Annotated in this window: 24 protein-coding genes; 6 read left to right on the top strand and 18 right to left on the bottom strand. The window is 36.6% G+C overall.

Annotation, left to right across the window (positions count from 1 at the left end; all coding sequences use genetic code 11):
- Window positions 1-23: 23 nt before the first annotated feature.
- The 13 genes from B154_RS0119560 to B154_RS0119625 all read right to left on the bottom strand — a co-directional run bounded on the left by B154_RS0119560 (window position 24) and on the right by B154_RS0119625 (window position 9,235).
- Window positions 24-842 carry an anti-sigma factor gene (locus tag B154_RS0119560; protein ID WP_018616018.1) on the bottom strand — a complete coding sequence of 273 codons (819 nt, stop codon included), beginning with the start codon at window positions 840-842 and terminating at the stop codon, window positions 24-26.
- Window positions 843-1,385: an RNA polymerase sigma factor gene (locus tag B154_RS0119565; protein ID WP_033412079.1), complete on the bottom strand. Its 543-nt coding sequence runs from the start codon at window positions 1,383-1,385 to the stop codon at window positions 843-845. It lies immediately after the preceding gene.
- 77 nt (window positions 1,386-1,462) lie between these two features.
- Complete coding sequence (gene gcvH / locus B154_RS0119570) at window positions 1,463-1,840, bottom strand: glycine cleavage system protein GcvH (RefSeq protein ID WP_018616020.1); 378 nt, start codon at window positions 1,838-1,840, stop codon at window positions 1,463-1,465.
- 48 nt (window positions 1,841-1,888) lie between these two features.
- A complete protein-coding gene (locus B154_RS0119575) occupies window positions 1,889-2,665 on the bottom strand; it encodes a peptidylprolyl isomerase (RefSeq protein WP_018616021.1) in 777 nt (258 codons plus the stop codon).
- Window positions 2,665-3,009, bottom strand: a complete 345-nt coding sequence (locus B154_RS0119580) for a hypothetical protein (protein WP_018616022.1) — start codon at window positions 3,007-3,009, stop codon at window positions 2,665-2,667. Before B154_RS0119580 ends, B154_RS0119575 begins: the two co-directional genes overlap by 1 nt.
- A gap of 190 nt (window positions 3,010-3,199) precedes the next feature.
- Window positions 3,200-3,433 (bottom strand): hypothetical protein, encoded by a 234-nt coding sequence (locus B154_RS0119585; RefSeq protein WP_018616023.1) that lies wholly within the window; start codon window positions 3,431-3,433, stop codon window positions 3,200-3,202.
- Between the two features lie 144 nt (window positions 3,434-3,577).
- Complete coding sequence (locus tag B154_RS0119590; RefSeq protein WP_026260312.1) at window positions 3,578-4,858, bottom strand: Y-family DNA polymerase; 1,281 nt, start codon at window positions 4,856-4,858, stop codon at window positions 3,578-3,580.
- Between the two features lie 52 nt (window positions 4,859-4,910).
- Window positions 4,911-5,339 (bottom strand): LexA family protein, encoded by a 429-nt coding sequence (locus B154_RS0119595; RefSeq protein ID WP_018616026.1) that lies wholly within the window; start codon window positions 5,337-5,339, stop codon window positions 4,911-4,913.
- Window positions 5,340-5,472: 133 nt separating this feature from the next.
- The gene (locus B154_RS0119605; RefSeq protein WP_018616028.1) at window positions 5,473-6,549 is read right to left on the bottom strand and encodes a PA0069 family radical SAM protein; all 1,077 of its coding nucleotides are present in this window, start codon (window positions 6,547-6,549) and stop codon (window positions 5,473-5,475) included.
- 159 nt (window positions 6,550-6,708) lie between these two features.
- Window positions 6,709-7,329, bottom strand: coding sequence for a 2'-5' RNA ligase family protein (locus B154_RS0119610; protein ID WP_033412081.1), 621 nt, complete (start codon window positions 7,327-7,329; stop codon window positions 6,709-6,711).
- 8 nt (window positions 7,330-7,337) lie between these two features.
- Entirely contained in the window at window positions 7,338-7,952 is a 615-nt protein-coding gene (locus B154_RS0119615; protein ID WP_157580881.1) for a 2'-5' RNA ligase family protein, read from the bottom strand.
- A gap of 250 nt (window positions 7,953-8,202) precedes the next feature.
- Complete coding sequence (locus tag B154_RS0119620) at window positions 8,203-8,676, bottom strand: GNAT family N-acetyltransferase (protein ID WP_018616031.1); 474 nt, start codon at window positions 8,674-8,676, stop codon at window positions 8,203-8,205.
- A 103-nt stretch (window positions 8,677-8,779) separates the two neighbouring features.
- Entirely contained in the window at window positions 8,780-9,235 is a 456-nt protein-coding gene (locus B154_RS0119625; RefSeq protein WP_018616032.1) for a CBS domain-containing protein, read from the bottom strand.
- A gap of 95 nt (window positions 9,236-9,330) precedes the next feature.
- On the opposite strand from B154_RS0119625, the gene B154_RS0119630 reads away from it, so the two are divergent.
- The 3 genes from B154_RS0119630 to B154_RS0119640 all read left to right on the top strand — a co-directional run bounded on the left by B154_RS0119630 (window position 9,331) and on the right by B154_RS0119640 (window position 13,610).
- A complete protein-coding gene (locus B154_RS0119630) occupies window positions 9,331-10,788 on the top strand; it encodes an RtcB family protein (RefSeq protein ID WP_018616033.1) in 1,458 nt (485 codons plus the stop codon).
- 508 nt (window positions 10,789-11,296) lie between these two features.
- On the top strand, window positions 11,297-12,793 hold the full coding sequence (locus B154_RS29180; RefSeq protein WP_018616034.1) for a RapZ C-terminal domain-containing protein: 1,497 nt from the start codon (window positions 11,297-11,299) through the stop codon (window positions 12,791-12,793).
- 10 nt (window positions 12,794-12,803) lie between these two features.
- Window positions 12,804-13,610 carry a nucleotidyltransferase family protein gene (locus tag B154_RS0119640; protein WP_018616035.1) on the top strand — a complete coding sequence of 269 codons (807 nt, stop codon included), beginning with the start codon at window positions 12,804-12,806 and terminating at the stop codon, window positions 13,608-13,610.
- 95 nt (window positions 13,611-13,705) lie between these two features.
- Here the strand turns inward: B154_RS0119640 and B154_RS0119645 are convergent, their stop codons facing one another.
- Together B154_RS0119645 and B154_RS0119650 are read right to left on the bottom strand one after the other, a co-directional pair.
- A complete protein-coding gene (locus B154_RS0119645) occupies window positions 13,706-14,746 on the bottom strand; it encodes a 2-oxoacid:ferredoxin oxidoreductase subunit beta (protein ID WP_018616036.1) in 1,041 nt (346 codons plus the stop codon).
- A 134-nt stretch (window positions 14,747-14,880) separates the two neighbouring features.
- Window positions 14,881-15,768 (bottom strand): hypothetical protein, encoded by an 888-nt coding sequence (locus B154_RS0119650; protein WP_018616037.1) that lies wholly within the window; start codon window positions 15,766-15,768, stop codon window positions 14,881-14,883.
- 199 nt (window positions 15,769-15,967) lie between these two features.
- Between B154_RS0119650 and B154_RS0119655 the strand changes: the two genes are divergently transcribed.
- Together B154_RS0119655 and B154_RS29185 are read left to right on the top strand one after the other, a co-directional pair.
- Entirely contained in the window at window positions 15,968-16,834 is an 867-nt protein-coding gene (locus B154_RS0119655; protein ID WP_018616038.1) for a glycosyltransferase family 2 protein, read from the top strand.
- Between the two features lie 39 nt (window positions 16,835-16,873).
- Entirely contained in the window at window positions 16,874-17,815 is a 942-nt protein-coding gene (locus B154_RS29185; RefSeq protein ID WP_018616039.1) for a glycosyltransferase, read from the top strand.
- A gap of 31 nt (window positions 17,816-17,846) precedes the next feature.
- Here B154_RS29185 and B154_RS0119665 read toward each other — a convergent pair whose 3' ends face one another.
- From B154_RS0119665 to B154_RS0119675, 3 genes are all read right to left on the bottom strand, one after another.
- Complete coding sequence (locus B154_RS0119665) at window positions 17,847-18,728, bottom strand: lysophospholipid acyltransferase family protein (RefSeq protein WP_018616040.1); 882 nt, start codon at window positions 18,726-18,728, stop codon at window positions 17,847-17,849.
- 43 nt (window positions 18,729-18,771) lie between these two features.
- On the bottom strand, window positions 18,772-19,008 hold the full coding sequence (locus tag B154_RS0119670) for a hypothetical protein (RefSeq protein WP_245542628.1): 237 nt from the start codon (window positions 19,006-19,008) through the stop codon (window positions 18,772-18,774).
- Between the two features lie 170 nt (window positions 19,009-19,178).
- Window positions 19,179-19,880 carry an SDR family NAD(P)-dependent oxidoreductase gene (locus B154_RS0119675; protein ID WP_018616042.1) on the bottom strand — a complete coding sequence of 234 codons (702 nt, stop codon included), beginning with the start codon at window positions 19,878-19,880 and terminating at the stop codon, window positions 19,179-19,181.
- A gap of 63 nt (window positions 19,881-19,943) precedes the next feature.
- On the opposite strand from B154_RS0119675, the gene B154_RS0119680 reads away from it, so the two are divergent.
- Window positions 19,944-20,639: a YjjG family noncanonical pyrimidine nucleotidase gene (locus tag B154_RS0119680; RefSeq protein ID WP_018616043.1), complete on the top strand. Its 696-nt coding sequence runs from the start codon at window positions 19,944-19,946 to the stop codon at window positions 20,637-20,639.
- Window positions 20,640-20,692: the final 53 nt, after the last annotated feature.

A 20,692-nucleotide genomic window follows, 5' to 3' on the forward strand; every position in this document is an offset into this window, starting at 1 on the left:
TTCCAATACGACTGTAGAAAAATTTATACTTTTCCAAGTACATACATTTCCTGCATGTTAGGAGTTGGGCTGCCTCCCTCGTTTTCAAGAGTTATAGCAAAAGCCTGTGCTTGTGGTATGTTTTTCATTTTACAGACCCCTTCACAATCAGGTGACAACATACCTGCATCTACTGGTTTGCCATTTACTAATGCCCATAGTTGAAACTGTTTGCCTTTCGATGGATGAGGCAGTTTGTTTGGCATGAGGTATACATCTTTATTAGTGGTATTCCAAAAAATGGTAGCAAGGTTTTGTTCCCTTCCCGCAGTTCCTTTCATTTTAATCATTGCCATTGCCGGATCTGCCATCATTTCTGCCGCTGACTGCCATTGACGCAAATGCGTCTGGTATACCTGGTTATTCACTAAAAGCGAATTTCTTTCAGCTAATAACGCCCGGTAATCACCACTTTTTTGAGCGTACTGCTTATACAAATACAAATTCAACCCACCGCTGACCAAAAACAAAATCACTGAAGCTGCTGCAAACATCCTTAAAATACTATAATGTTTAGCAGAGATATCAGCAGTAGGTGGGGCACCGGTTGGTAATGAAATAACGGGAGGAAAAGTTTGCTCTTTTTTAATAGCCGCCATTATGTTGCTCTTAACAACAGGTGGAGGTGCGATCGCGTTTTTTAGGGAATATTCCTCGATCGATGAAGAGAATTCTGAAACCGCCTCTGCAACTTCAGGAAATTGGAGTTGGAGAATCTCTAATTCGGCCACCTCCTCGGCACTTGCAATGCCAAGCACGTAACTTTCAATTATTCCACTTTGTATGTAAGCCTGTATATCCACTTACGTTTTTATAACTTGTTTTAATTGAATTAGAGCTGTTCGTAATCTCGTCTTAACTGTTCCTAATGGTATATTTAGCATTTTAGATATCTCTTCTTGTGTAAACCCTTCAAAGTATGATAGCTCTACTAAAACCCGGTATTCTTCTTTTAATTTATTAACTATTTTTCTCAGACCAATTTTGTCAGTATTTGTTTGTGTGCTTCCACCCCTCTCGTAAACGTTTTCTGTAAGTTCACGATTTTGTTGGCTTCGTTGGTAATTCTTACTCCTTAAAGCATCTATACTTGCATTTCTCGCAATATTAAGCATCCAGGTAAAGAGCCTTCCTTTACTGGAATCATAAGTTTCTATCTGACGAAAGATTTTCACAAAAACTTCCTGTAAAATGTCATTTGACAACTCACGATCAGGTATAATACTAAGTATTACAGAATATAAAGAGGCCGAATAATGATCATATAAATAGCTAAAAGCAGTTTCATGATGCTGCTTCAACAACATCACCAATTCGCTTTCCTGGTATACAATACTATTATTCAATGGCAGAGTTAGAGAAAATGGTTATGGGCGGAAGCGTATTTGTATATACGAAAAGCACTTCGCCTTAGATTTTGTTTCTAAGAAATAAGTTTTTGATAAGCCTCTGCAGTTAATAAATTATCATACTCGGCCGGGTCAGTAACAGTCATTTTTATCATCCATCCATCTTCGTAAGGATTGGTATTAACGAGTTCCGGCTGATTAGCTAATGCAGGATTTACTTTGTCAATAGTTCCTGATAATGGAAGAAAAAGATCACTTACTGTTTTAACAGCTTCTACAGTACCGAAAACAGCTTCTGCATCAAAAGATTTACCGACAGTATCGATATCAACATACACAATATCTCCAAGCTCTTTCTGGGCAAATTCTGTGATACCAACTGTTGCAGTATTTCCTTCAAGTTTTACCCATTCGTGGTCTTTTGTATAGCGCAGATTATCAGGAAAATTCATGGAGTTGTTTTTTTAGATACAAATATTAAAAGAAAATTCTGTAAAGAGCTAATTAAGCATTTTTATTTTCATCCTTACATTTTTCAAAGGTCTGTCAGCTTCATCTTTCGGTAACTGGGCAATCTTATCTAACACGTCCAAACCACTTATAACTTCTCCAAAAACCGTGTAATTCTGATCTAGAAAAGGTGTTCCTCCTATCCGCTTATATATTTCTTTCTGAGCCTTTGTGTACGTGAAAAAAGGATTCGCATCCTTCACCCGGGCATTGTAAATTTTATCAAGGTCGTCAGGAGAATATACTTTACCCTGCACAATATAAAACTGGCAATTACTACTGGCCTTTTCAGGGTTGCCATCTCGTGCCGCGGCTAATGCACCTTTTTTATGAAACAAAAATGGTTTAAACTCTGCTGGTATTTTATTGCCCGGACCAGTTCCGCTACCAAGGCGAACACTGTCAGCAGCCACCTTGCTTGTGGGATCTCCGCCCTGTATCATAAATTGATTGATGATGCGGTGAAATAGTAAGCTGTCATAAAACTTTTGCTCAACAAGCTTTACGAAGTTGTCGCGATGACGAGGAGTGCTATCATATAGTTTGGCGACCATTACCCCGTACTCTGTAGATATTTCTACAAGTCTTTCTTTTGATACCCCTGACTCTGCAGGTTGGTTATCGGCTAAAACAACCTTAGACTTGTCGATCGATAATTTCGGTAATACTTTTTTATTTGTTGATTTTCCTTTTTGACCGAAAACAGGAGCTGATATAATTGCTGCTATTATTATTAACCACCAAAATCTATTAAACACTCTATGCATTAAAACCCGTTTTTTTCAAAGTATAACAAAATATGGTCTTTTAAAAAATTCTCCTGTTCTATTAAGTGCAGCGAGGGAATTTCTTTCAATTGCTTAAAATGTGGCCATCCTTCCTCATCTTTTCCTTCCAATATATAATATCCGCTTTGGCTTAATAACGTACATACCGCTACATGCATTAGGTCCTGTTTCTGTTCTTTCGTAATTTTTGATTGAATAAAACCTGTTTCCTGCATGCCTATTAAGAAAAGAACAGCCTCCATGTCGGGCTTTTTCCCAAATCGCTCTAATAATTTTGCCTCCAGACTCCACCAACGGGTCTGCAAATCATCACTTACATTCATACCCTGCAAAAATAAGTGCTTACACTGACAGTTGTAAGATGTACAATTGTGTTCTAAAAATTTGTCTCCGCTTTTTCAGAACGCTTCCTACCAGGCAGCTTGAATAAATGTGAACAAAAAAGCGCCCAATTTAAAGGAACGCTAAATGATAGTAAATATAAATCTACTATAAATTAATATTGAAGTGATTTTATGCAAGGGAATATAAGCGGTCAGCTATGGCAACCTCCAGATCAGACGGAATTGTATCTGAGTCATCACCAATAGAAACATATTGACCTACATTGGTATCATAGGTAAAAACATATTCATCGCTACCGTTATAACTAACGCTGAACCTAGTCTCATCATTAAATTCAAAAGGCTTAGCTTTTACCTCGTAAGGAACACCATTTAGTAATAATTGAAAAGATTGTTCTGCCATAATAAAAATGTTTTAAATGTAGCGACACAAAAACAATGCCCTTTGGCTCCGCAAAAATTCAAATGTGTCTCTACTTTTTAATAACAATGCGCTGGTGAATTAGTTTACAAAATGTGTGGGAAAACTTTCATTAATATTTTTTTGCTAGCTTATCAATCTCAATTCGTTCCACCTTGTTGTATATCCCGAGCTTAAAAATTCCTGCTTCATTTTCCATGGCTTTGCAACGCCTGCCGATGCAAACTTTACTTTTTCGTTTCGCATGCTAAAATTAACATTATCTACCTGGCTCATTAAATATCGTTGTCCAAATCCTGCTTGCGGAGAAAAAAAGTTTCCCTGCAAAGATGAGTCGGGAGTTAAGTCGGAAAAGATTACCCCTGCTTTTTCGTAAGTTGCTCCCTCTTTAAAAATTTGTTCTACTAAAATAAGTGCCTGCTTAATTAGTTCGTTCGTTCTTGATGTTGCTACAGGCAGTTTCATTTGGGTAGTTACCGGCTCTAATGGTTTGTATACTTTTCCTCTCTTAAACTCTTTTGGTATTATAAAAACGCTCAATGTTTTAACTGCGCTTTGCTGCCTTCGTAATTTTTCTGCTGCCCTTGATACGTATGTGGCGACTGCTTCTTTTATAAATTTTAAATCTGTTAGAGGACGCTCAAATCTCCTGGTACATGAAACCATTTTTTTTGTTGATAATTGTTCATCTATTCCTATGGAAGGCGAACCTTGTAACTCATGTAAAAGTCTAACGCCTACAACGCCACCTAAATTTTTTCGAAACCATTCTTCAGGCATTAATTGCAGCTCGTAACCAGTTTTGACATTAAGTTTTTCAATTTTTGCGGCAAATTGTTTTCCTATCCCCCAGATTTCATCTACCGGTGTTCGTTTCAGAGCTGCCGCTATTTTATCTGGTGTGTCTAAGACCAGAAGGCAATTACTTTTTTCCTTGTTTGTTTTTGCCAGGTGATTTGCTATTTTTGATAATGTCTTTGTTGGCGCAACACCTATTGATACTGCAATGCCTGTCCATAACTCTACAGTATCTTTTATATTTTTTACAACATCATTCAACTCGATAGGGGAAACATTACTAAGGTCGAGAAATGCTTCATCAACAGAGTAAACCTCAATACAATTTTCAGGGAGAATACTTGCAATTGTCTCCATCACCCGCTTACTTAAATCTCCGTATAGAGCATAGTTAGAAGAAAAGACCTGCACACCCTGTTTTTCTAAAAACGGTTTTACCATGAAATATGGCGCCGCCATTTTTAGCCCAAGTTTTTTTGCTTCATCGCTTCGCGATATTATACATCCATCATTGTTGCTTAATACTACTACAGGAATGTTTTTAAGCCAGGGTTTAAACAACCTTTCACACGAACAATAAAAGTTATTACAATCAATTATAGCTTTCATAGTAAATCTTAATAACACTATTACACCTATTAGAAATTTCGATTTTAAAAGATTACGGAGCATGTACAACGTAAGTTACTACCCCCCAAACCGCAAAATCTGCAAAAGGGTCCACATCTATTATGGAGAGCTTAGCCGTCTCGGGAATGAGCCTTATTTTATTTAGTGTTTTTTCCAGTCGTCTCACAATCATTTCACCATTTAATACAGCAATTACCACCTTACCGTTCACATTAGTTATGCTTCGGTCAACTATAAGTACATCTCCGCTAAATATTCCGGCACCATTCATAGAATCTCCATTCATACGGAAGAAAAACGTTGCTGGTTTATTTCTTATTAATTGCTCGTTCAGGTCTATCCCTCTCTCCATGTATTCATCAGCGGGCGTGCTAAAGCCGGTAGCATTGGCACGATGGACATCGTGCTGAGTAAAATTTTTTGTACCCTTATAAGTGCTGTTAAAAATTTCGCTTTCCATATGTTGAATGCTTTTATTACTAATATTTTTAGCAAAACTATGCCAATTATTTTATCATTTAAATTAAAAATGATAGAAAAGGTAGTTTTATTATAGAACTTTTTTCAACTACTGATTTTGGTCAATTTTACTTTTAAAACAACCTCATCTGCTCACCAGGTCTTTTAAACCGTGAACAATCCAACTCCAACCTTTCATGGTTCAAGCCATACTTATTTGTGTACTTTCTATATTGCTGTGCTACCATTTCTGCAACATTTCCTTCACCCCTCATGCGTACTCCCCAGCGGCTGTCGTTTACTTTTCCTTCGTGACTTGCTTCTATAAGGTGCCATACTTTATCTGCCCTATCAGGAAAGTTTTTATACAGCCAATCATGAAAGATTAACTTGATAGCTCCATTTAAACGGATAAATGTATAAGCTGAAAATGTTGCACCTGCTGCACTTGCGGCTTTAATGATATTATGCATTTCATGTTCATTTAATCCTGGTATCATCGGGCCAAGCATTACACCCATCCTTACACCTTCTTTACTCATTTCTTCAATCAGCCGCAGTCGTTGTTTACCTGTTGTAGTTCGTGGTTCCATTACCCGGCGCAGGTCTTCATTGAAAGAAGTAATTGATACAAGAATAGATACCAGATTTTTTTTCGCCATTTCCTGCAATATATCTTTGTCTCGCAGCATACCTGCATTTTTTGTAATCATCGCTACAGGTTGATTGAACTCGTTGCACACTTCAAGCAGGCCTCTTGTAAGCCTGAATTTTTGTTCGGCCGGCTGATAGCAATCAGTGTTGCCGCTCAGGCTTATGGGCACACATTCCCACTTGGGATGCATTAAAAATTTACGGAGGAGCTCCGCTGCATTTTTCTTTACAATAATCTTCCGCTCAAAGTCAAGACCCGCGGAGTAGCCCCAATATTCAAACGAATTTCGTGCATAACAATAAATGCACCCATGCTCACAACCCTGGTAAGGGTTCATGCTGTACATCAGGCTTAAATCAGGACTTTCAACTTTGTTTACAATACCCTTTGCATTGTCTAACAGGTATTGTGTTGCTTCATTTTTTTCCGTCCAGTCGTCAATACCTTCTATATGTTCTTTTACCCTTTCATTTTTAAGGAATTTGTTTCTTGGATTAAATTGAGCGCCACGCCCTTTAAGATATTGGTTAACCAGCTCCTCACTATTCTCTTCCATCGTGTTTCCCCCCAAACCCCTAAAGAGGCTTTAAAACATTATTAAATAAATTGTTGAGTTTCTTGTTTAAGTAAAGGATTGTCAAAACCGATGCAATCGATACAATCCAACTTTCAATTAGTGATATTGCTAGAAGATGCGTCACACCCAAATTCCTGTTTACACAAATAACTGACCTTGTGTTGTTACAACCGGCATATTCAGAAACTCAAACTTCTGTACCGGCTGATAAGATTTCATACCTTCCCGCCTCCGCAGTAACAACATACCTTTCGCAATGAAGCGGCCCGCAAAGTGTTTGTTACTGTATTCGAGCCAGCCTTTTTCGTACTGCCATGGAAGTAATTTACTGGCAATAGTAATGTATGACTCTTCTATAAAATGTGGCTTTTGTTCTTTGCTTTTCAGTAAGCTTTGAGCCGGTTTTAAACTTTTTACAAGCGTTTGTATTGCTACTTTTGTATCTACGTTTAGGTAAATGGTATGCGAAGGAAAACTTCCAAAATCTTTCAATTCAACTTTAAAGGCAGGCATGGCCATAGCAATCATTTTAAAACGATTTACAATGCGTTCTTCCATTAATTGCAATTGGGTGAATTTGAGGAGTGTGATATGCGGTTTCCCCCATTCTGCAGAAGGACTTTCAAACTTTCTTGCAAATTCTTTTTTAGTCTCCATAATTTTATTCCACAATTCCTCGTGCGGATGCAATACGAGTAAATATTCGCAAAGTCGATAACCGGGTAGAGATGATAAATTTGTTGACAAATCTGTTTTCATAAAATGAATTAATTGAATAAATTATTTACAGGTTGTGCGAGACGAAAAACATTGATTGGTTTACAACTATCATATTGGTTACTTCTACGAAGCAGTACTAATTCATCAACTGTAAAAGTTTCATGAAAAGTTCTTTGTGAATATTCCATCATTGCTTTAAAATATACTTCTTCGGAAAGGCTTCGTGCAATACTTACATGTGGACTAGTTACCAGCTTTACAGGAGGGCATGAACAGGAATGTACATAACTATTTACTGCCTTTAACTCCCTTGTAAGCTGTTTAAACATTTGTGGATTCTGTACCCTTATATAGATGGTATGAGGAGGAAAGCCGCTGTAATTATTCAACATCACGTCAAATGCTGACTGCTGATTACAAATCCGTTGCAAGTACCGAATTATCGTCTCTTCCATAGCTTCCTTTGCCAAAAAACTTGATACGGTAATATGCAGCCGCGTCTTTATAGCTATTTTTTCATTAAATCGGCTATAAAAAGATTGCTTCTCTGCCATTACCCTATTGCACACATCTTCGTTTGGATGCGCAACCAATAAATATTCATAAAACTCGGGATGACTCCAGGCACCTGGTGAGGGTCGGTAAACTAAACCTGCTTCCATAAATTTTACTTTTGACAATAAAATTAGTATTTTTTTACTAAAAGTATTAGTATTTGTAAAATTTCCTTCTCCTTTTAAAGAAATTTTTGGCCCTTGATGTAGAAGCCTAAGGATGGTTATTGAGACAGATGAAAATATTGCGTTTTCAGGAATTATGAGGAGGGGTTTATAACTTCTTATGATAAACACTACATTTTATCTAGCTAAGATTTGTGATATTTAATTCTGATAGAAATTATTTTATATCGTTTTACATTTTTTTTGTCATAATCACCATTCCCCTTAATTCTTCTTTCATTAAGACGTGTTTTAGTTCATAGATTCCACTAATTTCAAAACCCATTTTTTTATAAAAAGCAATAGGGCCTACACTGCTATCCATTGCTTTTAGCCAAATCAGGTCTTTGTTGCTTTCTTTTGCAATCGCAAAAGTCAATTGTATTAGCGTCTTTCCTATACCCTTCCCTTCGAAATTTTTCGCCAGGTAAATCCGCTCGAGTTCGAGTGCATTTTTATTATTATCTAAAGGGGCATGTAGGTTTATCTTCAGAAAGCCTGCTACAAACTCGTTATAGAAAGCAAGATAAAAGGCTGAATTTGGATTGATTAATTCAGAAGTTAATCTTTCAATAGAAAAATATTTATCCGTGTACCACTTGCCCTGATCGTGCCACAAATGCAAATAGTGGTCACTGTATACTCCTAGTGCTGTCTCGCTTAGCAACGAGGCATCTTTTGCTTGCAGTTTGTTAATTGTAATTATCCGTAAAATATTTTGTCTTCCCTACTATCAATAACAGGAAGCTGAAAAAAGAGTATAAAATTATTTAAAAGAATTTTCCGCTTTCTTCATTATTTAAAAGGGTGTTGGTAAGGGAGTTATCAAATACATGATTCTTGTTGGCCAATACCTCTCTCAGCAAATCATGAATGGTAATTATTCCGACAAAATTACCTTTATCAAATGCTGCAAGGTAGCGCGCTCCCCGTTTGTTCATCTGGTACATACAATCTTCAACAGTATTGTTTAACGTAACTTCAGGAAGGTCAGTTGTCATAACATCGCGTACTATTGTTTCCCTGCTCGAACGATTTTGCAGTACAAGTTTGCGAGTGTAATCCCGCTCACTAAAAATACCCGCAAATTTTCCGTTTTCAAAAACTATCAGGTAACTCAAATTTACTGATATCAGTTTTTTCAAAGCCTCTATCACCAAAGCAGTTGGTTCAATTGTATTTGTTGGTTCGTCTTTTGTTCTTAATATATTTTCTACTGTATGCATGGCAACCAATTTAATTATTAATCGAATATACTCGTACTTCCTTAAGTAAAGTAATTTTTACAAAAAAGTAATTTTTTTGAAAGTTAATAGAAATTATGGCAAAATTAAAATTATCAGGAAAGGATTTAAGAGCGATAGGTTACCCCGAAAGCCCGGTAATAAGCCTGGCAATGGATATAATGGAGAAGAATTATAAACGCAACTCAAAGGAATATGCCTTAAATTTATTGAAAGCGGTGTTGGCAAGACCACGTGAATATGCAGAAGATGAAGTACTGGGGAAAATAGCCGTTGCACTTATAGAACGCGAAGAAAAAGCCGCTGCCAAAGCAGCAACAGAGGTCAGTCTTAAACCAGAAGGAGTTGCTTATAATATTTTCGGAGGGGAATTTATTGAAGAAGGTGCTATTGCGCAAATGAATAATGCGGTTCGACTGCCCATATCTGTAGCAGGGGCACTAATGCCCGACGCACATCAAGGGTACGGTCTGCCAATTGGCGGAGTGCTTGCCACCGAAAATGCTGTTATTCCCTACGGTGTAGGGGTAGATATCGGCTGCCGAATGTGCTTATCTGTATTTGATATTGACCCGAAGGAACTGGAGTTTAGAGAGAGTTATTTTGAAAGAGAACTGAACGAAGAAACTTTGTTTGGAAGTGGCCGCGAATTTAAGCAACGTACTGATCACGACATCCTATATCGTAAAGAGTTTGGTGAAATACCAATACTGCGCGGGCTAAGAGACAGGGCAGCAAGCCAGCTGGGAACATCAGGTGGGGGGAACCACTTTGTAGAGTTTGGTATAGTTGACATTGCAGAAAAGGACATTGTTTTAGGTATTGAGCCTGGTAGCTATCTTGGGTTGCTATCCCATTCAGGCTCCAGGGCTATTGGGGCAAATGTTGCAAATCATTATACAAAACTTGCAAAGGAAAAAAGACGTCTGCCTGCGGATGCGGCAAACCTTGCATGGTTTACACTGGATGAAGAAGAAGGAATTGAATATTTTATGTCAATGAGCCTGGCGGGCGATTATGCAAGTGCGTGCCATCATGTGATACACGATAAAATTGCTAAGCAGCTTGGACGGGAACCTATAAAAATGGTAGAAAATCATCACAATTTTGCATGGAAGGAAATGTATGAAGGCAAAGAGGTGATTGTACACCGGAAAGGGGCAACACCTGCGGGAAAAGGTGTGCTGGGCATTATTCCGGGAAGCATGACAACTCCAGGATTTATTGTAAAAGGCAAAGGTGAATCTGCATCTATCAATTCTGCCTCTCATGGCGCTGGCCGCAAGATGAGCCGTACTGCTGCATTAAACAGTTTTACCGCAAAACAATTAAAAGAAGAACTGGAGAAACAAGGGGTGAAATTAATTGGTGGAGGTTTAGATGAAGCGCCTTTTGCCTATAAAGATATTCGTACTGTAATGGATGCACAAAAACAATTGGTTGATACGATTGGAACGTTTACCCCCAAAATTGTTAAGATGGATGATACACCACCAAGGCAGAGGAAGAAAGTGAAAGAAGTGATGGGAGAATAACGGCGAAATAAAATATCTGAAGTAACAAACAGGAAATGAATAATTGCCTTTACAATATTTTTAGCATTTAATTTGAATAATAAATACTCATCAAATAAGATTTTTAATAGAACTTGTGTCAAGAAAAATTGCTTATTTTCAGTGAAAGGCTTGCTGCTGACGTAGCAGGTCTTTTATGTTTTTGCCGTTTTGTTTGTTCTACATTTTATTTTTCGTTCGTTTCTACAATTCATATTGCCTAAGCTCTTCAAAATGCATATAGTATTTATTTCTTTTGTTGATTATTCTTCTTTCCATAGTTTTATCCATTAGCTTACATCTTCTGGTTAGCGTGGGCTTCCCAAAAAGCCGCATTTTATCCAATAGTACAAGAGTGCGACGCAAGAAAAGCCAATATATTTTCAAATGCTCGTCCCGAAAAATTCCTTCAAAAAATCAAAGCCACATCAATTATTATTGGTTCGCACAATTTTTCTACTTTTACCGCCCGGCAAATTTTTTTAAAACTATGGAAGAAATTGTAGCAGAAGTAAAGGCTTTGTTTTTTGCATTTAAACAGGCAAATGAGGATAGAATTGAAAAGCTTCCACAATCGGGCAGTGACAGAATTTACTTTAGAATTTATGCCGGTGATGAAACGTATATTGCCACGTTTAACCTGAATATAAAGGAAAACGTGACATTTATTTATTTTTCGCATCACTTTACAAATAAACGATTGCCAATGCCACAGATTTTTGCCGTAAATGAAGAAAAAACAATTTATCTACAGGAAGACCTTGGAACAGAATGTCTGTTGGATAAACTTGAGAGACACGGGCATAATGATTATACCTATAATTTGTACCGGCAGACCTTGCGCGAGTTAGCGAAACTGCAAATAACCGGCGATAAAGAACTGGATTACAACCAGTGCCTTACTGCGAAGGAGTTTGGTAAGCAGGCAATTTTGAGCGATCTTTTATATTTTAAATATTATTTTCTAGATACGCTTAAAACCCCCTACGATAAGCAGGCGATGCTTGATGATTTTGAAGCGTTAAGTAACTATTTAAATAATAGTAATTATAAATATTTTTTGTTTAGAGACTTTCAAAGCAGAAATGTAATCGTTAGCGACGATAAGGTTCATTTTATAGATTACCAGGGGGGTATGAAGGGAGCTTTGCAATATGACGTGGCGTCTTTGCTTTGGCAAGCCAAGGCGAACCTTAGTGAAGATTGGAAAGATAAATTGCTCGATAATTATATAGATGAAGTTGAGTTGTTGTTGAATGAAAAGATTGACAGGGAAATGTTTTTGAGCCAATATAATGGCTATGTGTTGATTCGTTTACTGCAGGTATTGGGCGCCTACGGCTTTAGGGGTTTGTTTGAACGCAAGGCCCATTTTTTAACAAGCATTCCTTTGGCTTTGCGTAATCTTAAGTTTTTTATAGAACAGAAAAAGATAGACGTAGTTACTCCCGAGTTTGACCGGATGTTGAAGTTTGTTGCAAATGACGAAATGATCTCCCGATTTGAAAATGTAAGAGCTACTGAAAGTACACCACTGGTTGTAAAAATCTCCAGCTTCTCTTATAAAAAAAAGTTACCGGTTGATGATACAGAGAATGGTGGTGGGTTTGTATTTGATATGCGTGGAATTTTAAACCCTGGGAGGTTTGAAGAGTATAAATGTCTTACTGGCCGTGATAAGGAAGTAAAAGATTTTTTGGAGCAACGAACAAAAATCGCTGACTTTATGAACAGCGTTTTTGATATTGTGGATATTGCTGTTGAAGATTATATAAAAAGAGGTTTTTCTAGTTTAATGGTAAGTTTTGGCTGCACAGGTGGCCAGCACAGAAGTGTTTATGCTGCTGACGCTATGGCAAGGCATTTGAAGAATAAGTTCGGAGTAAAGGTTCAATTATGTCATCTGGTGCAGGATGAAAAAAATTGGTGTAACACTCCCACTGCAGTTAAAGAAACAACTGCTATGAAAAATTCAACTCCGGTTTAAGCTGTTAAAGATGAACGATATTAATTTGCAGGAACAGGCTACTTCCGTTAAAAAGAAAAAAAGTGTGGCTAAAGGAATGATTTTGGCAGCTGGCCTCGGTAGTCGGTTGAAACCATGGACAGATACTCATCCTAAAGCTTTGGCAGTTGTAAAAGGCAAGAGTCTTTTACAACGAAACATCGAATACCTGCAACAATATGGCATAAAGGAAGTGATCGTAAATGTTCATCATTTTGCTGACCAGGTAATTGAAGCGATTGAAAAAAATAAGGGATGGGGAAGCCAGGTAACTATAAGCGATGAAAGAGAAGTGTTGCTCGAAACGGGTGGAGGTCTTTTAAAAGCCAAACCACTATTCTCTGATTGTAATCCAATAGTCTTGCTCAATGTTGATGTACTTACGGATTTAAACTTAGATGCGATGATTGGCTACCATCAGGAAAAAAAGCCGTTGGCAACATTAGCTACAACAAACCGGGAAACTTCAAGATATTTTTTATTTGATGAAGGAAATAATTTATGTGGATGGCGAAATGTGAAGACAGGTGAAGAGAGACCAAAACCAGAATCGGTTAAAAGAGAAGAAGAAAGCTCAGCCATACCTGTAAGTAAAATGCAGAAAGCTTTTAGCGGAATACATATAGTTGAGGCAAGAATATTTTCTCTGATAAAACAACATGGAAGATTTTCGATAGTAGATGCTTATTTAGATTTGATGCAGGAACACACTATTAAATCTTTTGACCATTCCGAAACAAGATTTATAGATGTAGGTAAGCCTGAAAGCATTGAGAAGGCAGAAGTGATGTTTGGGTAATATTTAAAATTTTCAAGATTTTACATCTTTTATTTCTGCTAAATAAAATAGCCACCCAAAAAACGAGGTGGCTATTTTAAAAGGTAATCACCTTTTTATCCTGCTATATCCCACACTTCTTTTCCGCGTAATAGCTTGTCTAAATCACCAAAACCTTTTGTAGCAATTGTTTCTTCAATCTGCATTTGCATCACATCTTCATAGCAAGCACGTTCCGTTTCATAAAATACTCCAAAAGGTCTTGGAAAATGCGCGCCCTGCTGTGGATCGTCAAACATTCTTGTTAATATCTGCGCTTTATAAAAATCACTTTCATCGTGTATCCAAAGATCATCATATCCTATTCCATCACCCAACTGTACTACCACCGGTCTAAGTCCTTCCAGCTTAATGCCTTTGTCCTGGCCAGCACCAAAAATCAGAGGCTTGCGGTGCTCAAGAAATAAACCTTCTTCGGCTTTAGATGATTTTTCGGTAAAAATCTCAAAAGCGCCATCATTAAATATATTGCAGTTCTGGTAAATTTCAAGAAAAGAAGCACCTTTATGCTTATAACTTCTTGTAAGCATTGCCTGTAGGTGCTTAGGATCTCTGTCCATACTGCGGGCTATAAAGGTTGCGTCTGCACCTAAAGCAAGCGCCAGCGGATTAAAAGGATGATCAATACTGCCGAAAGGAGTACTTTTCGTCACCTTTTGTTTCTCACTGGTGGGTGAATACTGGCCTTTTGTTAAACCATAAATCTGGTTATTAAACATAAGAAGGTTTACATCAAAATTTCTTCGTAAAAGATGTATTGTGTGATTACCTCCAATGCTCAGACTGTCACCGTCACCGCTTACGATCCACACACTCAATTCAGGTCGGCTAGCTTTTAAACCACTTGCAATAGCTGTTGCCCTGCCGTGAATGCTGTGCATACCGTACGTGTTCATATAATAAGGAAAACGACTGCTACAGCCAATACCGCTGATGATTACAATGTTTTCTTTAGGTACTCCAATGCCCGGCATAATCTTCTGCACTTGTGCTAAAATTGAGTAATCCCCACAACCGGGGCACCATCTAACCTCCTGGTCTGTTGCAAAGTCTTTGGCTGTTAATGTAACCGGTTTCGTTTCTGTTATAGTTGACATGTATATCCTTTCAAAATTGAAGATGCAAATTTCGCTAAAAGAAGGGTAATAACTTGCTCTTTTGCAATTTTTTAGCTAATAAATATATTATTAGACAATAATGTGACAAAGCAAAAAAAGCTGCCGACTTATTATTAATCGATCTTATAATTACCAATTTTCCACTCATTTCCTGAAATCTTTTTAAATACCCTTGTCAGAACCGAGGCTTTTTGAAACTTTAGTTTTGCTTCAACTATTTGTTCTGGTAATATTTGTTCACTTCGATTAATAAGCGTATTTACATCAGCAGAGCTATTATTGGCAAAGAAATCAGCCAGTAATAATCTAAATTCTTTCAGGTTCCAATAATGAAAAATGTAAGGGGCCGCAGCCGTTATTTTTACAGCCGCCTTTTGGAATGTATAGCAAAAAGCAAATTGCTCCACCGTATGTCTGGGAAAAAGAGGATATAACTTGTCTGTTATTTCCAGTACGATATCCAGCAGAGGCAGGTGAGACTCATCAAGACCTATAACACCGGCATTCCACATTGTTATTTGTATTGGATCCGGTTCGGTTAAGAATGGTATTTTTTTCTGCGAAAGAAATTTTTTCCATTTTTTTATATGCAGATTTCCGGGTTTCGCAATTGTACCTTCATTGCAATGAAAAAAAACCTGCGATGGAGAGACGGATTCAATTAAAGGAGTTAGGATTCTCTTACAGTAAGTGTCGGTGTCCATATAAACTCCTTTACCTCCATACTTTTGGAAGGCATCTTTTATTATTTCGATTTTTACCCGGTGCACAAACTCTATTTTACCTCGCCACAAAGCAATTTTGGAGTCATCGATTTTTTCAATGATAATTGGGAGGACTGGCTTAAAAACGTCAAAAGCAGAAGGTATGTCAGTATAAATAATAACGCCGGGGATAACTGGAGAATTTTTATAAATGCTTTTTAATCTTATCAAAGCATATTTACATTCTTGTATAATATCTATATTTCCATAAGCCTGGAAAATGAGGTATTGATGCATTTAGTAAGATGATTTTTGTAAAGTAACAGCATTGGTATGATGAAATCTTTCAGCTAAAAGTAAATGTTTTACTTTTACCCCGAACCTTTTTAAAACTCATCGGTTCAGTGCTTCTTTATTAAATATATTTCCATTGTATTAATAGTATAACAGTCAGTATTTTACATTGTATCATTAAATACCGATCAGAATTTATAAAATGAAAATCGCGGCCGTTGTAATACTTTATCACCCTCCGGAAACAGTAATTTCAAATATCAATTCTTATTATAATTATGTTGATAAAGTTTTTGTATTTGACAATACTGAAACAGAACCAATTTTTAAAGAACAATTATTAAAGTTAGCAAAGGTTGAATATTATTCTAATGGCCGAAATGAAGGAATCGCCAAAAGGCTAAATAAAGGCGCAGCTAAAGCAATAGAGCAACAATTTGATTGGATTCTTACAATGGACCAGGATTCCGTATTTGCTGAGAATGCGATAAACAACTATATGAACTGTTTTTATCATTATAAGAACAAAGAAAATACAGCAATGTTTGGAACAAGGTATAGCAGAATTAAAAATGAATCTTCGCCCCTTTGTAAAGCAACAGAAATACACGAACTAATAACGTCGGGAACTTTAGTAAACCTGGAAGCATTTGAAAAAATCGGGTGTTTTGATGAGGCTCTTTTTATAGATTCTGTGGATCACGATTACTGCATTCGTGCTAAATTAAATGGCTTTTCTATTATAGAATTTTCAAACATTTTTACGTTGCAAGAAGTTGGAAAAGAGGTATATACTTCATCAATTAAAACGCTTTTTTTATATAAAAAGAAAAAAGCGATTCACTCCCCGCTGCGATGTTATTATATGTTTAGAAATTTACTTTATCTGGAAAGGAAGTTTAAAGGACAAAAAGCAGATCTGCTGAAGAGCGTACGGTCTACAGTAATTGACCAGATCAAGGCTTGCATTTTTTATGGACGAGATACAATAAAAATATTTAAATACTTGATAATTGCTTACCACGATTTTAAAGAAAGGAAAATGGGAAAGATTGATAGGGAGCTATAACTTAGGCAGTTTCGAAAAAATAAAAAAAATTATTTGAAGATGACAGTATCAGTGGTAATGTGCACTTACAACGGCGCTTTATATATTAAAGACCAAATACTTTCTATACTTGCGCAGACACATCCTGTTACTGAGCTATTGGTATTTGATGACGCATCTACTGACAATACTGTCGAGATAATAAAAGAAATAGCATTAAAAACTCCTTCTGTAAAATTATCTGTAAATAATCAAAATATAGGTTTTATTAAAAATTTTGAACAGGCTATAAAGGCTGCTAAGGGAGATGTTATTGCAATATCTGACCAGGATGATTTATGGGTTGATACAAAAATTGAAAAGATGATTAAAGCTTGGAAAAAAGAATCCACTTTAATTTATTGTAACTCCATTATTTTCACTGACAGGCCACCCTTGCATCCTAAAAGAAACAAAAACTTCAGGTATTTTGAGGGAACCGATGCGCGAAAAATTTTTATGGTGAACACTGTAAGCGGCCATGCGATGCTCATAAAAAGACAGTTACTTGACCTGATATTTCCTTTTGCTGAAGGAGTAATGTACGACTGGTGGATCGCTGTAGTAGCGGCGTATAACGGAGGAGTTCAACACTTCGATGAAATACTGGTTTTTCAAAGAAGTCATGCAAGAAATATTACTGTAAGTTCTCACAGAGAACTTAGTATAGAAGAAGAACGCAATGCTTATAAGAAATTTTTAATTATTCAATGCCAGAAATTTGCATCAGCCCCTAATATTCCTGCTACTCACAAAGCATTTTTAGAGGAGTTTACCAGTTTAACACGGGAAAGCCTCATTAAAAAATTTCACCGGCAATTATTTCTTTTTATTCTAAAGAACCGGCTGCTGCTTTTTAATTATAAAAGAAAAAGAATTAGCATCTTTTCGCACATAAAACATAGTTATATAAGAGCCTTTAATGCAAAATGGAAGGAAAATACTAATGAAGTTTTATTCTGAAAAAGTGATCTTATTCTTTTAAATTTTAGCCCTATTCATAAAGGCGGTTACGATATTCTTCTTTAAATTCATATTTCCACCGCTTGTGACTCCATAAATAATTTGCGGGTCTTTTACGAATGCACGCTTCAATATAAGCTGCATATTTTTTTGTGCTTTCTCCACGTTCCAGGTCACGTGGACTAGTAGTGAAAAGTTGAAATTGAACGTTGTAATAACCTCTTTTCACTTTATAAAAATTTGCAAATACAATCGCAGTATTATTAATTCTGGCGCTTTTTTCAGGACCGGTAATAAAAGGAGTTTTTCTACCCAAAAATGAAACCCAATAACTATTAGTAAAGTTTCCAGGATTTTGGTCTGCCATTAATGCAAGGGCATATCGATTTTTTGCCAGTTGGTGAAACCTCGTTTTGAACTCATAGGTTGAAACCAATATACCTTTGTACCGGCTTCGCATTTTCAATATTATTTTATCAAAAGCTTTATTTGAAACAGGCGCATATACACCTATAAGAGGATATGGAGAATTTCTTGCTATTCCCCAATTCATGTATTCCCAATTAAAAAAGTGTCCCGAATGCAGTTGTATGTTTTGGCCGGTCGAATATAAGTCAGAAAGCACTTCAAAATTTCCTGTTAGCCTTTTTGAAAATTCTTTATCAGAAACAGATAAAAACTTAATGGTCTCAATAAATGTATCAAGAAAACTATGATAAAATTGTTTTGCAATAGCAACCCTTTCCTGCTCCGTCTTTTCAGGAAATGCTATCAACAGGTTATTCATTACTACCTCTCTCCGATAACCAATTATATAATACACTAACAGATAAACTCCGTCGCTTAAAAGGTATAAAACTTTCCAGGGAAGTAAAGAAAACGTGTATAATAAACCGTATAACAGGTAGTACATTCAGAAAGAATAAGAATTACAGGAATTACTAAAAAGGAGAAACCTATTCAACCTGTGAATTGTTTTCCTTCTCATTTTTCCACCACTTGTACCCAATAAAACCAACAATGGCAAAAGGAGTAAGCATTAGGTATATGATGCCGGAATTTAGTGAACGGGCGGATTTTTCGCCAAGTTGAGCAGCAGTTTTAGTACAAATAGAGCATTGCGCATTAACAGCAGTAACAGTTGCCGCAGAAATCAATATTACAAGCAATAGTATTCTACTCCATCTTTTCATAAAAAACATTTCAACGCAAAGTTAGAATTAAAACGGTTTTAAAAAAGTTATAGTTTATGTGAATAAAAAGTACAATTATTAAGTTTCTTCTGCTATTTCCTCACATTAAATCAGTGTTTAATCTTATAGATAATTAATGATTGTAGCAGCTTTTGCTTCTATCTTCAATATTACAAATCTCCCAGCTGTGGCCTTATAATTATATCTTCTACCACTGCGCCGTCTGACAACTGGATACATGCAAAAATCATTTTTGCAATATCATTTGCCTCTATGATACGGCTGGGGTCAATGTCCGATTCTTCCCAGCTTGATGTATAGGTAGCACCTGGTAAGACAGCGGTAACTTTAATTCCGAAGGGTTTCATTTCCTCTCTTAAATGCTTGGTAAATCCGTACAATGCAAATTTACTTATGCCGTACGACCCCACATCTGCCATAGGTTTAAAAGAAGCAATAGAGCAAATATTAAAAATATGTCCCCGCTTTCTTTCAATCATTAACGGAAGCAAAGAACGTGTGAGGTGATAGGCACAATTAAGATTGACATCCAACATTTTTTGCAGCGTACCTTCTTCTTCGTTATAAATCTTACCAGGAATAAAATAACCGGCATTGTTAACTAAAACATCAGGTGAGAAACCACAATCCAATATCCACTTAGCAAAGTTTTTAACCTGGTTAACATTACCAATGTCGGCACCTTTAGTTTCAACAGATATTGAAGGAAACCGTTCAGAAAAGCTTTTCTTCAGCTTTTCTAAGTCATTTTCTGAACGGGCACAAACAACAAGATTAAAGCCAGCCTCAGCGAACCTTTCTGCAATTGCCCGACCCATTCCTTTGGTAGCTCCGGTAATTATAACATTCATTTTTTCTGTATTTAAAGTAGATTGCACGCAAATCTAAGAAAACAGAACTCGAATCTGCATTGAATGACTTATCAGCATCTTTTTTTCGACCTCGATCACACTTTATGGGATTTTGAAACAAATTCGAAAGAAACTATTCGCGAAATATTTTCAGCAAATCGCCTTCATGAAACCGTAACTCCTGATTTTGATTTTTTCTTTGAAAAGTATTCATACCACAACAAAAGATTGTGGCACAGGTACAATCACGGCTTTATAAAGCAGGACGAGTTAAAATGGAAACGTATGTGGCACACGTTGCTTGAATATAAAATTGGCGATGAAATGCTCGCAAAAAAGCTAAGCGGAGAATATTTGCAGATTTTGCCGTCTAAAAAGGCACTTTTTCCATACACGAGAGAGATTCTCAGTTACCTTACAAACAAACAATATAAACTTCACCTTATTACTAATGGTTTTGAGGAAGTACAGTGGCGCAAGTTGGATAATGCGGAAATAGCTCATTATTTTTCCTCTGTCACTACATCTGAGACTGCGTGTTGCCTAAAACCCCATAAAGAAATATTTGACTTTGCCATCGGTAAAGCCGATTGCTGCTACCAGGAAAGTATTATGATTGGCGACAATTTAGATGCTGATATACTTGGAGCAATGAATGCGGGTATGGACACCATATTTGTAAACCATATAAATGAAGAAACTACGCTACAACCAACGCATATCATCTACCATTTACAAGAACTGGAAGAAATTTTCTAACGCTTCAACTGCATCATTCCTTTAGAATCCTGCTGAAGTAACACTAATAGAAT

Origin of the sequence: Segetibacter koreensis DSM 18137 (assembly GCF_000374045.1) — a bacterium.
GTDB lineage: Bacteria > Bacteroidota > Bacteroidia > Chitinophagales > Chitinophagaceae > Segetibacter > Segetibacter koreensis.

Bases quoted from the DNA above. Each gene is read 5' to 3' on its own strand.
- gcvH (WP_018616020.1), bottom strand. From the start codon at position 1,840: ATGAATTTTCCTGATAATCTGCGCTATACAAAAGACCACGAATGGGTA.
- B154_RS0119575 (WP_018616021.1), bottom strand. From the start codon at position 2,665: ATGCATAGAGTGTTTAATAGATTTTGGTGGTTAATAATAATAGCAGCA.
- B154_RS0119580 (WP_018616022.1), bottom strand. From the start codon at position 3,009: ATGAATGTAAGTGATGATTTGCAGACCCGTTGGTGGAGTCTGGAGGCA.
- B154_RS0119585 (WP_018616023.1), bottom strand. From the start codon at position 3,433: ATGGCAGAACAATCTTTTCAATTATTACTAAATGGTGTTCCTTACGAG.
- B154_RS0119590 (WP_026260312.1), bottom strand. From the start codon at position 4,858: ATGAAAGCTATAATTGATTGTAATAACTTTTATTGTTCGTGTGAAAGG.
- B154_RS0119595 (WP_018616026.1), bottom strand. From the start codon at position 5,339: ATGGAAAGCGAAATTTTTAACAGCACTTATAAGGGTACAAAAAATTTT.
- B154_RS0119605 (WP_018616028.1), bottom strand. From the start codon at position 6,549: ATGGAAGAGAATAGTGAGGAGCTGGTTAACCAATATCTTAAAGGGCGT.
- B154_RS0119610 (WP_033412081.1), bottom strand. From the start codon at position 7,329: ATGAAAACAGATTTGTCAACAAATTTATCATCTCTACCCGGTTATCGA.
- B154_RS0119615 (WP_157580881.1), bottom strand. From the start codon at position 7,952: ATGGAAGCAGGTTTAGTTTACCGACCCTCACCAGGTGCCTGGAGTCAT.
- B154_RS0119625 (WP_018616032.1), bottom strand. From the start codon at position 9,235: ATGCATACAGTAGAAAATATATTAAGAACAAAAGACGAACCAACAAAT.
- B154_RS0119630 (WP_018616033.1), top strand. From the start codon at position 9,331: ATGGCAAAATTAAAATTATCAGGAAAGGATTTAAGAGCGATAGGTTAC.
- B154_RS29180 (WP_018616034.1), top strand. From the start codon at position 11,297: ATGGAAGAAATTGTAGCAGAAGTAAAGGCTTTGTTTTTTGCATTTAAA.
- B154_RS0119640 (WP_018616035.1), top strand. From the start codon at position 12,804: ATGAACGATATTAATTTGCAGGAACAGGCTACTTCCGTTAAAAAGAAA.
- B154_RS0119645 (WP_018616036.1), bottom strand. From the start codon at position 14,746: ATGTCAACTATAACAGAAACGAAACCGGTTACATTAACAGCCAAAGAC.
- B154_RS0119650 (WP_018616037.1), bottom strand. From the start codon at position 15,768: ATGCATCAATACCTCATTTTCCAGGCTTATGGAAATATAGATATTATA.
- B154_RS0119655 (WP_018616038.1), top strand. From the start codon at position 15,968: ATGAAAATCGCGGCCGTTGTAATACTTTATCACCCTCCGGAAACAGTA.
- B154_RS29185 (WP_018616039.1), top strand. From the start codon at position 16,874: ATGACAGTATCAGTGGTAATGTGCACTTACAACGGCGCTTTATATATT.
- B154_RS0119665 (WP_018616040.1), bottom strand. From the start codon at position 18,728: ATGTACTACCTGTTATACGGTTTATTATACACGTTTTCTTTACTTCCC.
- B154_RS0119670 (WP_245542628.1), bottom strand. From the start codon at position 19,008: ATGAAAAGATGGAGTAGAATACTATTGCTTGTAATATTGATTTCTGCG.
- B154_RS0119675 (WP_018616042.1), bottom strand. From the start codon at position 19,880: ATGAATGTTATAATTACCGGAGCTACCAAAGGAATGGGTCGGGCAATT.
- B154_RS0119680 (WP_018616043.1), top strand. From the start codon at position 19,944: ATGACTTATCAGCATCTTTTTTTCGACCTCGATCACACTTTATGGGAT.